Origin of the sequence: Rhodococcus sp. 06-462-5 (assembly GCF_002258315.1) — a bacterium.
Taxonomy (GTDB): domain Bacteria; phylum Actinomycetota; class Actinomycetes; order Mycobacteriales; family Mycobacteriaceae; genus Rhodococcoides.
On sequence record NZ_NOYD01000005.1, the window covers coordinates 261,152 to 276,779 of the forward strand.

The 15,628-nt window shown below is 65.6% G+C and carries 13 protein-coding genes; 1 reads left to right on the plus strand and 12 read right to left on the minus strand.

The features are described from left to right. Positions 1–196: 196 nt before the first annotated feature. The 7 genes from CH251_RS03410 to CH251_RS03440 form a co-directional block, all read right to left on the minus strand. Complete coding sequence (locus CH251_RS03410) at positions 197–622, minus strand: PPOX class F420-dependent oxidoreductase (RefSeq protein ID WP_094611824.1); 426 nt, start codon at positions 620–622, stop codon at positions 197–199. Positions 623–777: 155 nt separating this feature from the next. Continuing rightward, positions 778–1,971: a glycerate kinase gene (locus CH251_RS03415; protein WP_094611825.1), complete on the minus strand. Its 1,194-nt coding sequence runs from the start codon at positions 1,969–1,971 to the stop codon at positions 778–780. Between the two features lie 30 nt (positions 1,972–2,001). Beyond that, positions 2,002–3,501: an SLC13 family permease gene (locus tag CH251_RS03420; RefSeq protein WP_094611826.1), complete on the minus strand. Its 1,500-nt coding sequence runs from the start codon at positions 3,499–3,501 to the stop codon at positions 2,002–2,004. Positions 3,502–3,573: 72 nt separating this feature from the next. Further along, positions 3,574–4,233, minus strand: coding sequence for a response regulator transcription factor (locus CH251_RS03425; RefSeq protein ID WP_094611827.1), 660 nt, complete (start codon positions 4,231–4,233; stop codon positions 3,574–3,576). 10 nt (positions 4,234–4,243) lie between these two features. Further along, complete coding sequence (locus tag CH251_RS03430) at positions 4,244–5,734, minus strand: ATP-binding protein (protein ID WP_256978779.1); 1,491 nt, start codon at positions 5,732–5,734, stop codon at positions 4,244–4,246. Further along, on the minus strand, positions 5,731–6,171 hold the full coding sequence (locus tag CH251_RS03435) for a hypothetical protein (RefSeq protein ID WP_094611828.1): 441 nt from the start codon (positions 6,169–6,171) through the stop codon (positions 5,731–5,733). The genes CH251_RS03430 and CH251_RS03435 overlap by 4 nt, the downstream gene beginning before the upstream one ends. 114 nt (positions 6,172–6,285) lie before the next feature. Then, a complete protein-coding gene (locus tag CH251_RS03440; RefSeq protein WP_045195987.1) occupies positions 6,286–7,743 on the minus strand; it encodes an amidohydrolase in 1,458 nt (485 codons plus the stop codon). Positions 7,744–7,816: 73 nt separating this feature from the next. Between CH251_RS03440 and CH251_RS03445 the strand changes: the two genes are divergently transcribed. Continuing rightward, positions 7,817–8,251, plus strand: coding sequence for a thioesterase family protein (locus tag CH251_RS03445; protein ID WP_045195989.1), 435 nt, complete (start codon positions 7,817–7,819; stop codon positions 8,249–8,251). On the opposite strand, the gene CH251_RS03450 is transcribed toward CH251_RS03445, so the two are convergent. The 5 genes from CH251_RS03450 to eat are packed head-to-tail and all read right to left on the minus strand — an operon-like array spanning position 8,227 to position 15,570. Then, on the minus strand, positions 8,227–10,173 hold the full coding sequence (locus CH251_RS03450; protein ID WP_094611829.1) for an acetoacetate--CoA ligase: 1,947 nt from the start codon (positions 10,171–10,173) through the stop codon (positions 8,227–8,229). The two genes, CH251_RS03445 and CH251_RS03450, sit on opposite strands and share 25 nt — an antisense overlap. A gap of 31 nt (positions 10,174–10,204) precedes the next feature. Further along, positions 10,205–11,821: an AMP-binding protein gene (locus CH251_RS03455; protein WP_179273617.1), complete on the minus strand. Its 1,617-nt coding sequence runs from the start codon at positions 11,819–11,821 to the stop codon at positions 10,205–10,207. A 55-nt stretch (positions 11,822–11,876) separates the two neighbouring features. Continuing rightward, the gene (gene eutC, locus CH251_RS03460; protein ID WP_373454911.1) at positions 11,877–12,650 is read right to left on the minus strand and encodes an ethanolamine ammonia-lyase subunit EutC; all 774 of its coding nucleotides are present in this window, start codon (positions 12,648–12,650) and stop codon (positions 11,877–11,879) included. Positions 12,651–12,706: 56 nt separating this feature from the next. Further along, on the minus strand, positions 12,707–14,119 hold the full coding sequence (locus CH251_RS03465) for an ethanolamine ammonia-lyase subunit EutB (protein ID WP_094611832.1): 1,413 nt from the start codon (positions 14,117–14,119) through the stop codon (positions 12,707–12,709). Continuing rightward, positions 14,116–15,570, minus strand: coding sequence for an ethanolamine permease (eat, locus tag CH251_RS03470; RefSeq protein ID WP_094611833.1), 1,455 nt, complete (start codon positions 15,568–15,570; stop codon positions 14,116–14,118). The genes CH251_RS03465 and eat overlap by 4 nt, the downstream gene beginning before the upstream one ends. Positions 15,571–15,628: the final 58 nt, after the last annotated feature.

The following is a 15,628-nucleotide window of genomic DNA, read 5'->3' on the forward strand; positions in this document are numbered from 1 at the left end:
GAACACGTCGAGCAAGTTGCTTACTTCGTTCTCTATTTTCTCACCGGAAACAACTCGAAGTTACCTTTCAGTACATATCCGTATGCATGTACCGGACCGTTACATGTCGGTACCCGATTCGGGTCCACCCGACACACTCCGACTCATTCGGCACCCGGTCAATCTACAGGCCCGACAGCGCGGATCTCGTCGGTCGTCATCCCGTCATGTCGAAAGCGGCAATAACCTTGGACGGCCTGATCCGTACGATCAATTCGCCCGGTACGCCGTTCCGAGCGCCGAACTCCTCGGCTCGCTCGCGGCCCATGTACCTGGCCCCGATCTCGGTCGCTGTGCGGACCAACTCGGCGGGGTCCTCGTCGACCGACGCGATGCCCTGCACCTGGACGAATCCGTACGGTGGCTCCTCGAGATCGACGGTCAGCACGACGCGTGGATCACGGCTGATCGACTTCCCCTTCGCCGTGTCGGCCCCGGTGTTGAACACGATTGCGTCGCCCTCGACGACGAACCAGATGGGTGCCACCAGTGGCCTTCCGTCGGAGGCGAGGTACCCGAGCTTGCCGGTGCGGGTGCCCGCGGACAGAAACTCGCGTACGCGCGGATCGGTGATCGACGTCATCGCTGTCACGCTACGCGGGTGGTCCGACAGAAGCGGCGATCTCGGACACTTCCGCAGGTCTGCGGGGCCGATTCGCACTGCTCGGACATCCCCGACCAGCTCTCGTGCGTCGTACGGACGATGCGCGCGGTCGATTCCGCTCGACCGGTGCCGACTCAGTGGCCCAGGGTCGCTCCGACCAGAATCAATCTCATCGCTCGCTCCGTGGCGTCGGTCAGGAACTCGGCACCCCGTTCGAGCGCCTCGACCAACTCGACCGGAGAGGGCAGGATGCCGGCGAAGGCGTCGATACCCGAGTCGTAGTTGGCGCGGGCGTCGAGACCGATGGTTCCCGCGAGTGCCACCACAGGTTTGCCGTGAAGCTTGGCTCGGCGGGCGACCTCCGTCGGGATCTTCCCCTTCGGCGTCTGCTTGTCGATGGCCCCCTCGGCGGTCAACACCAGGTCGGCTGTCGCGATGAGACTGTCGAGGTCGACGTGATCGAGCATCACCTCGAAGCGCGGTAGCAGCTCGGCCCGCAGGACCGCTGCCACACCTGCCCCCATCCCGCCGGACGCACCGGTACCGGGCCCGGTGCGGAGGTTCAGACCGGCCGGTCGCGTCGACACGTCACGCTCCAACACCTCGGCCCAGCGGTCCATCGCAGCCGACAGGATCTCCACTTGCGTCGAGCTGGCCCCCTTCTGCGGTGCGAAGACCCGTGCGACCCCGCCGGGCCCACAGAGAATGTTGTGTGGGTTGCATGCGACCCTGATCTCCACACCGCTTCCCGGAGTCAGCCGTGAATCGAGGCCGGATACATCGATGTGGTCGAGCCGAGTCAACTCGCCTCCGCCGTCGCCCAATTCGACGCCGTCGGCATCGAGGAGTCGCACTCCGAGCGCCTGTAGGAGCCCCGCACCGCCGTCCGAGGTGCCGGAGTCGCCGCAGCCCAACAGGATTCGTTCGGCACCGTAGTCGAGGGCGGCGCGGATGAGCTCACCGACTCCGCGACTCGTGGTCACCGTCGGGTCGCGCATGTCTCGCGGAACCAGCGACAGACCGGCCGCTGCCGCCATCTCCACGACCGCTGTGACCGGCCCGTCCGTTCCCAGCAGAGCGAAATGGGAATCGACCGGCTTGCCCACCGGCCCTGTCACGACGGTGTCGATCACCTTGCCCAGGGTGGCACCGGCAAGGGCGCGCGCGGATCCCTCACCCCCGTCGACGAGGGGGACCGAGTTGACGATGGCCCCGGGTACCACCCGGCGGATACCAGCGGCAATAGCCGACGCGACCTCGTCGGCACCGAGAGATTCCTTGAAACCGGACGGGGCGACGACGAACCGGAGTGGGGTGGAAGACGGCATGGTGATCGATTCCTTTTCGAGGGTGGGAGATCAGGCGATGGGGGTGCCGAGCAGAGGCCACACGAACACGGCGAAGAACAGCACGGTCCCTGCGGTCAGCGGCGCGAGAAAGGCGGACAGGCGTAGCAAGTCCTTCGGTGAATACGTCTCCACACCTTCGGCTTTGGCAAAGATTGCCACCGGCTTCGCCGAGGACGGCATGGTGTGACAGAAGCCCGCTGCAGCCGTCGAGGCGAATGCCGCGGCCACGGGATCGACTCCGAGCGCCAGAGCCGTGGTCACGACCAGCGGAACGAGGACGGACGAACGCGCCGAGCGAGATTGAATCAGAAGATGCGAGGCAACCGAGACGACGATCACCACCGCGATGAACACCCAGGGCGGTGCCGACCCGATCGGGACCACCGTGAACAACCCGTCCGAGAGCCACCCTGCCGCACCGGACGTCGTCAACGCGGTCCCGAGGGCCAGCGTCGCCGCCATGAACAGCAGCAGCGACCACGGCACAGTAGCGAGAGCCTTTCCGAACTCGGTCGTACCGAAGCGCGGTGACGTGGAGATCAACGCACCCAGCAGAGCGATGACGGCAGGGTGCACGCCGTGCAACGGTTCGGAGCACCACAGCACCATGACGACGGCCAGCAGGGTCGCGGCCCGGTTCTCTGCGATGGTCAGCGGTCCCGTCACCGGCGTCGGCAGCCGCGACGCCAGATCGGACACGTTCACCGCCAGTGGGATTCGACGATCCTCACGATCGGTGAACAGCAGCAGCACGAGTTCCGCTGAACAGTGGCTGCTGACCACGGCCAGCGGAACACCGAGCAACAACCACGCGGTGAAGCTGATGCCGGTGCCCGTGGCGCTCTCGAGCACCTGGCTGGTGATCAGATGTGCCCCAGCGCCGATGAGGGTCGCCACGGCGGACAGCAGGATGACGGTAGGAAACAGGATTGCCAACGCCCGCACCACTCGCTTGCGCTCGGCAAGCGCCTGCGCCAGCGCCAGAAATACGGGCAGCGCAAGTGCCGCACGACCTGAGGTGGCGGGGATCGCGAAGGCGGTCACTATCAGGGCGGCCGTCACCAGGTGCGCCAGCTGGCGTACGGTGCCCGCGCCGCTGACGATGAACACTGCTGCGCGCGTTGCCAAACCGGACTCGCGAACTCCAGCGGCAATGATGAACGCCGCGATGAGAAGCCAGATGGTCTCCTCGCCGAGGGTGTCGAACAGTCCGTCGGTGCTCACCACACCGGTCAGTACCAGAGCCAGTGCGGCACCGAGAGCGACGTAGGTGTCGTCGATCTTCGTGAACACCCAGAGTGCGACAGCTGCAGTGAACACCACGAGCGTGGTGCGTCCCGCGGCGGGTAATCCGTCCGCCGCGCCTGCGAGTACGGCCAGGAGCACCAGCAGCGCACCCGAACTCGAGACGACCTGAACCACCCTGCGGGTCACCAGGTCGCGAAAGCGCCACGACTGCAAGGGTTCCGGGACCGGAGGTGGCTGCGTTCTGAAGCTGACCGTGTTCATGTGAACCAGTCTCGGGCCGACCGATGAAACGTCGATGAACAGTCGATGAGCGTTCTTTCATGAGCGATCCGCTCAGGCCAGTCGATACCCCATCCCGCGCACCGTCTCGATTCGGCCGGAACCGATCTTCTTGCGCAGCATACGAACGTAGACATCGACGACGTTGGAACCGGGGTCGAAGTCGTATCCCCATACGTGACTGAGGATCTGCTCACGCGAGAGGACCTGCCGCGGGTGACGGAGAAACATCTCGAGCAGAACGAACTCGCGTGAGGTCAACGACACCACCGCATCGTTCACCACGGCACGTCTGGTGAGCAGGTCCACTGCCAGAGAGCCCGATTGCAGAACGGAGACCGAGGGCTCTCGGTCACCGCCACGCAGACGCAATCGAATACGTGCGAGTAGCTCCTCGAATCGGAACGGCTTGGTCATGTAGTCGTCCGCTCCGCCTTCGAGGCCGGTCACGGTGTCGTGCACCGAGTCACGGGCCGTCAGGATGATCACGGGAACTCCGACACCGGCGCCGCGCAGTGATGCGATCACCTCGAACCCGTCTTTGCCCGGCAGGCCCAGATCCAGCACGACGAGGTCGAAGTCTCCGGTCGACGCACAGTCGATCGCATTGATGCCGTCGGCAACAGTGGTGGTGGTGAAGCCGTTGGCCTTCAATCCCTTTTCGACGAAGGACGAGATGCGCTCGTTGTCCTCGGCGATCAGTATTCGGCTCATCGTCGCTCACTCATCGGGCCGGCAGGTCGAGCCCGAATGTGGCACCCGCACCGGGCCTGCTGTCGAGCGTCGCGGCACCGTGGTGCCCATCGGCGATTGCACGCACGATGGACAGACCGAGACCCGCGCCGCCATTGTCCGAGCGACTCGATCCGGTACTGCCCCGGGCGAACCGCTCGAAGATGGTTCTCGCGTCCTCGCTGGACACACCGGGTCCGGAGTCACTCACCCACAACAGAACTCGATCTTCGGCACGCTCCGATCCCACCACGATCCGGTCACCGGTCCTGGTGTGCGACACCGCGTTCTGCGCCAGCTGAAGCACTGCCTGGGTGACTCGTTGCGGATCGACCCCTACCGAGCCCGTACCGACGTGCCCCAGTATCCAGTCGCGGTCGGCGAGCGCGCGGACCTTCGCGTCGATGTCGCGCGTGAGGGTTTCGAGATCCACCGGCTGCTTGTGGACGAAATCCGGGCGCTCGGCTTTGGCGAGGAGCAACAGGTCCTCCACGATCCGGTTCATTCGGTCCAACTCGTCGGTGACGAGCCGGACCGTCTCTTCGCGCTCACGGGGATCGTCGCCCATCAGTTCGAGATGCCCGAGGACGATCGTGATCGGCGTTCGTAACTCATGGCTCGCGTCGTCGACGAATTGTCGCTGCGCGGCGAACGCGGCCTCCAGTCGATCGAGCATGTCGTTGAACGTGTCGGCCAGCTCGGCAACATCGTCGCGACCGCCCACCTCGATCCGCCTGGACAGGTCGTCGGTGGTGATTTGGGCCGCGGTCCGGCGAACCAGGCGCACGGGCGCAAGGATCTGTCCGGCCACCACCCAGGCGATGCCGCCCGTGAACAGCAATGCCATCAGTGACACTCCGACCACTACGCGAACGGTGTCGGACACGTCGCCGCGCTCGCGGTCGACGAGAATTCCGATCGCGAAAGTTCCGGCCTGGCCCCCGCCGGACGGTTCGGCGACCTGTTTCGCCCAGGCGACTTCGCCTTCCGAAGTCTGCGTGGATCCAACACTGTCGGGTGAGTTCACGATGGCCGACACGACAGCCGCATCGGCGACCAGATCTCCTGGACCGCTGCGTTCCTGACGCAACAGTCGATCGGTGTAGCCGAACAGGATCTCGTCATCGTCCGGGTATTGGCGCTGCAGGTGCAACTGGAGCAGATCGGCGACGTTGCCGAACGGCAACCCGTCGTCCGGGTCGCGACCGGTGGCAGCGAACTCGCTGAACTCGCCGATCTCCTGCTCGAGAGCTACTGCGGTGTCTCGCTCGACCTCCGCGAGGAGGATCGTTCGCACGGCAACCCCGACGGCCAGCATGGCCAGCGCCATGACGAACAACAGCCAGCCGAGAATGCGCACCCGCGCCGGAACCCGCGTCCCTACCCGGGCGCTACGGAGCGCAGGCTCTGGTCCCGGCCCCTTCGGCGCGAGCGCCTCGGTGCGAGCCTTCGTGTCGTCGATCGATTCTTCGGTCGAGTTCACCCGTCGTCGTCTTCCGCGTCGTCGCTGTCCGCATCGTCCTGGTCGCCGAAGTCGTCGTCGTCATCCCAGTCCGGTAGGACCTCGACAGGCGGCGGGGCGGGGACGACGATGGATTGCGGCGCCGCTGGAGGGGCCGGTGCGGCCGGAGCCGTCTCGCCCGCTGCACCCGTGGCGATGGGAGGAGCTGCGGCGGTCGATCCGCCCGGGTTGGCCGTTGGTGCCGTATTGCCCAGTGGGGCCGGGGCACTCGATGGGGCCGACGACGGTGCCGCGTCGGACGGCTGGGGTGACGCGCTCGATGTCGCAACTCCGACGGTGACCCGCGGCTCGAAGCTCGGTGACTGCGGGGTATCGGCAAGTACAGTGCTCGCCAGCGCTACGCCCACCGGAACGATCACCACGGCCGCCAGGACTGCGATCTTGGGTGCGAACTTCACGCCACCACTGTCTCTGCGGTGTGTGAGACGACGATGAAGGCGACATGAGTAATTTCTCATGTCCGCGCAGGCGGTGCTTCGCCGTACGCTTCCAGTTCTCGCCGAACCGGGCGCCTACCCCCCAGCTGCGTGAGTGAGCGCACCGGCGCAGATCGTGGCTCTGATCTCCGTCTCGGCGAGATCGTGCACCGAACGGTGCACGGGATGCTCGACGAGAACGACGATGTCCGCCGCATCCCCCACTCGGAGTGACCCACGGCCACCGCACGACGCGCGCAGGGCAACCTCGAGGGGCACTGCTTCGTCGAGGTGCCATGGGGGTCGCTCGTCGTCGGTACGGAACACCGCTGCGGCGACTCCCGCCAACGGCTCCGGTGGACTGACCGGGGCGTCGGAACCGAAGAGCAGCCTCGCACCGCTTCGGTGCAGCGAGCCGTAGCCGTAGGCCACCGAGCGGCGTCCGGCCCACAGGTCCTCGGCGATGTCGCGATCGGACATCGCGTGCTGCGGTTGTACCGATGCCGTGACGCCCAAGTCGGCGAAACGCGTGATGTCCTCCGGCAGGATCTGCTGTGCATGTTCGATTCGACCACCGCAGCCGGCGCGCTCGAATGCATCGAGCGCGACACCGTTGGCGCGATCACCGATCGCGTGGACGGCCGCCGTGATGCCGCCGCGTGACGCACGTGCAACGAGCTCGAACAGACTCTCCTGGGTCTCGAGCAACAGCCCGTACGCGTCGTCACCGTCGATGCCCGGATACCGATCGTGGCAGCACGCCGTTCGAGTATTGAGTGAACCGTCGAGCATCACCTTGAGCGGGCCGCGCCTGATCAGTTCCGAGTGGGCCGAGACGTCTCCGGTCCGCTCGCCGCGATCGAGTGCCTCGTCGAGCCACTGGGGCCACACCGTAGTGTCGATGCGCACCGCAGGAGATCCGGCCGTCAGGCGTCGATCCCAGACCGTCTTGTTGTCTGCGAACTCGAAATCCACGACGCCGGTGACACCGCGGACCGCCAGTGCGGCGGTCGCGTCGAGCACGGCCCGATCGAGCTCGGCCGGGTCGTCCTGCTCCTCGAGCGCCATGACTGCTTCGAGGCCGTCGACGTCGCGGAGCACCCCGGTGGGGTGATCGATACCCAGATCGTCGAGCAACGCCGGGCTCAGCCACAGCGTGTGCAGGTCCATGCTCGTCATGGCCACCCGGGCACCGGGCAGTGCATTCTCGAGCAGGTCCTTGTGCGGCTCCTCGGGCCAGTGCGCGTCACGGAAGCCGTTGGCGCGCACCACCGAATCTCCTGCCGTCCGCGCGTAGGGGTACACCAGTGCGACGGCATCGGCCGCCGACATCGCCGGCCCGACATCGATTCGCCGACGCGCCGCCGCCCACTGCGTCAGGTGCACGTGCGAGTCCACGAACCCGGGCAGCGCCACTCCGCCCCCACCGTCGAGCACCTCGGCACCCGGTGTGCGTCGAGAGCCCGCGGGGGTGATCGACGCGATGACCGAGCCTACGAGTTCGATGTCGACGAGCACGCCGGAACCATCCAGTGCGACATTGGCGATAAACACTCCTGGGACTCTAGAGCGTCCTACTCACGGGCGCGCATGCCATCCTCTAGCAATGGATACAGAGCCTGTTGCGATGCAGACAGAGCCGACCGAGCCCGTCGGATATCACGCGAGCGTGACGGTGCGCTGGTCCGATATGGACGCTTTCGCGCACATCAACCATGCCCGGATGGTCACCCTGCTCGAAGAGGCGCGTATCGAATGGCTGCTCAGCGAGGGCGAGGCCAACGAGTCTCTGATCAAGAGCGCGTTGATCGCCAACGTGACCATCGCGTACAAGAAGCCGCTCCGACACTCGGACGGTCCACTCGACGTGACGCTCTGGTTCGAGAAGGTACGCGCGGTCGATTTCACCATCGGGTACGAGGTTCGGGCGGCGGGCGCGGCACCCGATTCGCCGCCGGCCGTGGTGGCGACGACCCGGATGGCGATGGTCGACGTCGGTGCCGAGACCCTGCGCCGCATCGCGCCGGAGGAGAAGGCCTACCTCGCGCGCTGGACTCGCTGAAACTCGGCCGCCCGGTCGACGAACCACGCCAACGCAGTCGGATCGTCGACGGCACTCGCATCGAGAGTGCCTGCAGCAGCGGCACCTTGGAAGAGTCGTTTGAGAGGTACCTCGAGCTTCTTCCCCGTTCGAGTGTGGGGTATCGCGGGCGTGGCAACGATGTCGTCGGGAACATGTCGCGGCGACGCCTGCGTCCTGATCACGGATTCGATGCGTTCACGCAACTCGTCGGTCGCACCGCCCGGGACCACCACGAACAGGGGCATCCAGTAGCCACCGTCGGGTAACTCGATGCCCAGAACGAGTGCCTCGGTGACCTCGTCCAGCGATTCGACGGCCTGGTAGATGTCGGCGCTCCCCATGCGGATTCCGTTGCGGTTGAGTGTCGAATCGGATCGCCCGTGCACGAGCACACTGCCGCGATCGGTCACGGTGATCCAGTCGCCGTGCCGCCAGATTTCCGGATAGGTAGCGAAATAGGCGTCCCGGTAACGAGATCCGTCGGGGTCGTTCCAGAAGTACAGCGGCATCGACGGCATCGGCTCGGTGACGACCAGTTCACCGACGGTGCCGCGGACGGGTTCACCGTCCTCGTCGAAGGCGTCGAGCGCGACGCCGAGGAACGGCACCGACAGCTCCCCCGCCCAGACCGGGGCGGTCCGCACTCCCCCGGCGAACGCCGACACCACGTCGGTTCCGCCCGAGATGGAGAAGACCGGCACGTGCGCACCGATGTTCTCCGACAACCAGATCGACGACGTGGCGGGCATCGCGGATCCGGTGATGCCGACGGCCCGCAGCGCCGACAGATCGTGGTCGACGCCCGGGTGTGTGTCTGCCTTGATGCAGGCGAGCACGTAACCGGGGCTGGTGCCGAGGTAGGTCACACCCAGCCGACCGGCGATGTCCCACAGTGCATCGGGCGTCGGAAATGCCGGATTGCCGTCGGCGCACACGATCGTGGATCCGGTCAGCAGGCCGGCGATCTGGAAGTTCCACATCATCCAGCTGGGGCTGGTGTACCAGAAGAACACGTCCTCGGGCCCCAGATCGGAGTGCAGCGCAACGGATTTGAGGTGCTCGAGCACCACACCGCCGTGACCGTGCACGATCCCCTTGGGTAGCCCCGTGGTACCCGAGGAGAACACCACCCACAGCGGGTGATCGAAAGGCACTGCGACCGGGGCCAGTTCACGACTCTGCGCTGTTGCGGCAGACCAGCTCACTGCGTTTCCCGACGCCTCGCCGACCGTCACCACCACCCGTAAGGTCGGCAAGGCCTCGACCAGCGCAGCGACATCACTGGACCTGTCTCTGAACTTCCCTCCGTACACGTATCCGGAGGCTGTGATCAGGGCCGTGGGCTCGAGCTGTCCCAGACGATCGCGCGCGGCCGAAGCCGAGTAGTCCTGCCCGCACGCGGACCACACCGCACCCAGACTCGCGGTCGCCAGGAATGCGATCACCGCCTCGGGAACGTTGGGCAGGTACCCGACGACGCGGTCGCCGCGTCGGACTCCCGCGTCGGCGAGTGTGCCCGCCAGCGCCCCGGTCCGATCGATCATCTCCTCCCACGTCACGGTCCGCGTCGAACCGTCTTCGCGGGCATGGACGATCGCGGCGCGGTCGGGTCGAGCGTGCCTGATCACCTGGTCGACGTAGTTCAGCTGCGTACCCGGAAACCACTGCGCGCCCGGCATGGTGCGTTCTGCGAGCGCCGTCGTCGGCACACTGGAGGCGCGAACCTCGAAGAAGTCCCACACCGCTCGCCAGAACAGTTCCAGCTCGTTCGTCGACCACCGCCACAGAGCCGGGTAGTCCGGCAGCTCTACGTCGTGACGTTGCTCGACGAAGCGCGCGAACTCGGTCACCCGAGCCTCGGCGACGTCCGAATCCGTCGGTGTCCACAGCGCACTGGTCATGGCAGCGAGTATGGCAGCCCGAGGGCGATATTCAGATCAATCCGAGCGACCGTTCGCGCATTTCCACCTTGCGCACCTTGCCGGTGACCGTCATCGGGAACTCGTCGACCACGTGCACGTAGCGCGGGATCTTGTAGTGCGCCAATCGTCCGTCACAGAAGGACCGTATCGCCGCCGAATCGAGAGGCGCGGCATCGTCTTTCATCCTGATCCACACCATCAGCTCCTCGCCGTATTTCGGGTCGGGCACACCGATCACCTGCGCGTCGAGGACATCGGGATGGGTGTACAGGAACTCCTCCACTTCGCGGGGATAGATGTTCTCGCCGCCGCGAATCACCATGTCCTTGATCCGCCCGGTGATCGCCACGTAGCCGTCTCCGTCCATCACCCCGATGTCGCCGGTGTGCATCCACCCCTCGCCGTCGATGGCCTCGGCGGTCTTCTCCGGCTGCTCCCAGTAGCCGAGCATCACCGAATAGCCGCGGGTGCACAGCTCGCCCGCCTCACCTCGTGGCAGCGTTTCGCCGAGGACGGGGTCGACGATCTTCACCTCCAGATGAGGACCGACGCGTCCGACGGTCGACACCCGCTGCTCGATGGAGTCCTCGCTTCGAGTCTGCAGCGACACCGGAGACGTCTCGGTCATGCCGTAGCAGATCGACACCTCGGCCATCCCCATCCGCTCGATCACCTGCTTCATCACCTCGGTGGGACACGGCGATCCGGCCATGATGCCGGTACGCAGACTGCCGAGGTCGAAATCGGCGAAGTTCTCCAGTGCCAGCTCGGCGATGAACATCGTCGGGACTCCGTAGAGCGACGTGCACTTCTCCGCGGCGACGGCCGTCAACGTCGCCACCGGATCGAACGAGGGCCCGGGAATCACCATCGCTGCGCCGTGCGACGTGCACGCGAGATTGCCCATCACCATGCCGAAGCAGTGGTAGAACGGCACCGGAATGCACACGCGGTCCTCGGCGGTGTAGTGGCAGAGCTCGCCGACGAAGAAGCCGTTGTTGAGGATGTTGCGATGACTGAGCGTCGCACCCTTGGGGAATCCCGTTGTTCCCGAGGTGTACTGGATGTTGATGGCATCGTCGGCACCGAGCCGCTCGGACACATCGGTGATCATGCGCGGAGTCTTCGCCAACGCTCGATGGCCGCGATCGGTCACCGCCTCCCATTGGATGCTCCCGATGAACAGCACCTCACGCAGAGATTCCACCTCGGGACGCACGTCGTCGATCATCGCCGCGTAGTTCGATCCCTTGAACTCCGTGGCCGACAACAGCACCGACACCCCGGCCTGCTTCAGCACGAACTGCAATTCGTGCGAGCGATACGCGGGATTGATGTTGACCAACACGGCACCGATCTTGGCCGTCGCATACTGCGCCAAAACCCATTCCGGGCAGTTCGGAGCCCATATTCCGACGCGGTCACCCACCTCGACTCCGGCCACGAGCAAACCGGCCGCCAACAGGTCGACGTCGGCGACGAACTCCGAGTAGGTCCACCGCCGCCCGGACGCAACATCGATCAAGGCATCACGATCCGAGTACCGCGCCGCCGTGCGATCCAGATTCGCGCCGATGGTGTCGTCCAGCACCGCTGTGTCCGACGGACCGGAAGAGTAACTGTCCATGATCCCCACGGTAGTGAGCCCGGTCACGTACGGCCACCCCCGAATAGGGGGGACGTCAGTCGAGTGTCAGGGCCTCGGCCGCTTCGAGCACATCGGCTCGCGAGGTGTCCTTCAACGCCACACCCGACCGCCCCAGCTTCCTGGCGCCTGCCAACAGACCTGCCACGATTCGTGCCGACTGCGCATACCCCTGGCCTTCCGGCGGATGGATGTTGGAGATGCAGTTGCGATCGGCGTCGGTGCACCCGGGTTTCGGCAGATGCGTCAGATAGATACCGAGACTGTCGGCGACCGACAACCCCGGACGCTCCCCGATCAGAACCAACACCGTCCGCACACCCATCGCCGCGGCGATGTGATCACCCAGCGCCACCCGAGCCTCGGTCGCGATCACGGGAGCCGCGATCGAATAACGATCCGACAGCTCTGCTTTCAAGGCCTCGAGCATCGCCACACCGTGATCGGCGAGCGCACGCGGAGACAACCCGTCGCCCAACACGATGCCGATCTCGTCCTCGGAATGCGGCACTGCCGAGAGATCTTTCGGCTGCCGACCCAGATCGGGCCGTCTCAGATACTCCGCACGACTCGTCGCCAACGATGTCACCACCGACGGTGCACCGAGACCCACCTGCTCGACCCGGCCCACGAACTCTTCGACCTCGAGCGGCATGTGCACCGCATCCCGCGCAGCGGCATGCGCCGAACGAAACTCGAGCACCCGCGTGGTCGGCAACGAATCACCGATGCGTCCCAAACCGATTCGAGCCTGGGTCATCGCCCTCAGGTCACCCCAGAACTCTGTTTCCGGCCGTTCCGCGGGCTCCACTCCTGCACTCCCTGGTCGTTCCGCGGGCTCCACTCCTGCCACCTCCGACTCACCGGTCATCGCGCACTCATCAACGCGCGCAACGGGCTTCCCGCTGCATCCACGTCCAGTACTCGACCGTCGGCGTCGACCATTCCCAGTCGGGAGAGCCACGACTCGAATTCCGGTGCCGGCCTCAGACCGAGAACCTGCCGAACGTAGAGCACGTCGTGGAAGCTCAACGACTGGTATCCGAGCATGACGTCGTCGGCACCGGGCACCGCAATGACGAACGCGACACCGGCGGTACCGAGGAGCGTCAGCAGGGTGTCCATGTCGTCCTGGTCGGCCTCGGCATGGTTGGTGTAGCAGACGTCCACTCCCATCGGCAGTCCCAGCAGCTTGCCGCAGAAGTGATCTTCCAGGCCGGCCCTGATGATCTGCTTACCGTCGTAGAGGTACTCGGGTCCGATGAATCCGACGACGGTGTTGATCAGCAGCGGCTCGAGATCGCGGGCCACCGCGTACGCACGCGTTTCGAGGGTCTGCTGATCGACGGGGCGGTCGCCGGTACCGATGTGCGCACCCGCCGACAACGCGGAGCCCTGACCGGTTTCGAGATACATGACGTTGTTCCCGACGGTTCCGCGGTGCAGCGATCGGCCGGCCTCGTTGGCTTCCCGGAGCAGCGGAACGTTCACTCCGAAGCTCGAATTGGCTCCTTCGGTGCCCGCGATGGATTGGAACACCAGATCGACCGGAACGCCCTTGTCGATCAGTTCCATCGTCGTCGTCACGTGCGAGAGCACGCACGATTGCGTGGGAATCTCGAAACGTTGCCGAATCTCGTCGAGCAGGTGCAGCAACTCGGCCGTCGCCTGAGGTGAATCGGTCGCGGGGTTGATCCCGATCACCGCATCGCCCGATCCCAGCAGCAACCCGTCGAGCGTGGCCGCGGCGATTCCGCGGGGATCGTCCGTCGGATGATTGGGCTGGAGCCGAGTGGTGAGTGTGCCGGGAAGTCCCACCGTCGTGCGGAACGCCGACGTCACCTGCACCGCCCGCGACACTGCGATCAGATCCTGGTTTCGCATGATCTTGCTGACCGCGGCCACCATCTCCGGAGTCAGTCCGGCAGCCACCGACCGCAACGTCGCCGCCGCGTCCGGCCTCGCGGTGACCTGGAGCAGCCAGTCCCGCAGGCCGCCGACGGTCAGGTGCGAGACGGCACCGAATGCGATGCGGTCGTGTGAATCGATGATGAGCCGGGTGACCTCGTCGCTCTCGTACGGGACGAGCAGATCGTGCAGGAAGACATCGAGTGAGACCTCCGACAGCGCCCATTGCGCTGCCGCACGCTCGGCATCCGATTCGGCTGCGCAGCCGGCCAATTCGTCACCGGATCGCAGCGGTGTCGCCTTGGCCATGAGGTCGACCAACCCGTCGAACGTGTAGGTGGTGCCCGAGACCTGCTGGGTGTAGATCGTCATTCCAGCTCGGCCTCGGCCTCGGCCAGTGCGGCGAACTCCTCGTCCGGCGAGTTCGCGACCAGATGATGCCTGCTGTAGATGCCGAAGTAGGCCATGAACGCGACGAACACGGCCAGGCACCACAGTGCCGCCGTGGAATCGACGACGAAGGTGGCGACAACAGCGAGGGCGGCGATGACCAGGGCGAATCCGGTTGTCACGACGCCGCCGGGGGTTCGGTACGGCCGTTCCATGTTCGGCTCGTTGCGACGGAGCACGATGTGGCTGACCATCATCAGAACGTAACTCAGAGCCGCGCCGAACACGGCCATGTTGAGCAACATTCCGCCCTGACCGGTCAGGGAGAGCAGGAAGCCGATGACGCCCGGCACGATCAACGCCAGCGTCGGAGCCTTGCGAGAGTTGGTGATGGACAGTGTCTTCGGCAAGTATCCGGCGCGCGAGAGGGCGAACAGCTGGCGCGAGTACGCGTACATGATCGAGAAGAAGGACGCGACCAATCCCGCGAGGCCGATGTAGTTGACGATCTTGCTCGCGGTTCCGTCACCGAGGGCTTCCACCAACGGGTTTCCCGATTCCTTGACGGCGTCGGCACCGCCGGCCCCGGTCACCAGGAACAGCACGACGGCACCGGTGACGAGCAGCACGCCCATGGCGGCGATGATGCCGCGTGGGACGTTCTTCGTCGGATCCTTGGCCTCCTCAGCGGCCAGCGGGACGCCTTCGATGGCGAGGAAGAACCAGATGGCGAACGGAACGGCGGCCCAGATTCCGAGGTAGCCGAACGGCAGGAATCCCGAGGCTCCGGCGGCGTCGGTGGGTGCAATGTCGGTCAGGTTGCTCGCGTCGAATTGCCCGATGGCGGCGATGGCGAACACCACGAGCCCGACCAGGGCGATCGCGGTGATGACGAACATGATCTTGAGGGCTTCGCCTGCGCCGGAGAGGTGGATTCCGATGAACACGGCGTAGACCGCCAGGTAGACCCACCAGCCGTCGGTGATACCGAACAGTCCGAGCGATTCGACGTAGGCACCGATGAACGTGGCGATCGCCGCGGGAGCGATGGCGTACTCGATGAGAATGGCTGTGCCGGTGGCGAATCCGCCCCACGGCCCGAGAGCGCGGCGGGCGAAGGTGTAGCCACCGCCCGCGGCGGGCAGCGCCGACGACATCTCGGCCATACCGAGGACCATGGCCAGGTACATGCCCGCGATGATGATCGCCGCGATGAGCAGACCACCGAAGCCGCCCTCGGCGAGACCGAGATTCCAACCGGAGTAGTCACCGGAGATGACGTAGCTGACTCCGAGGCCCGCCAGCAGGACCCAGCCTGCCGTCCCCTTCTTCAGAGTTCGCTTGGCCAGGTAGTCACCGCCCTCGACGTGCGACCGAGTGCTCTCGTGAGAGCCTGATTTCGAGTGAGACGACTGGGGGTCTACTACGGACATTGCAAGCCTCTCGTAACCAATTCGCTCGGAGCGGGGTCACGCCCGAGGGGACGATTCA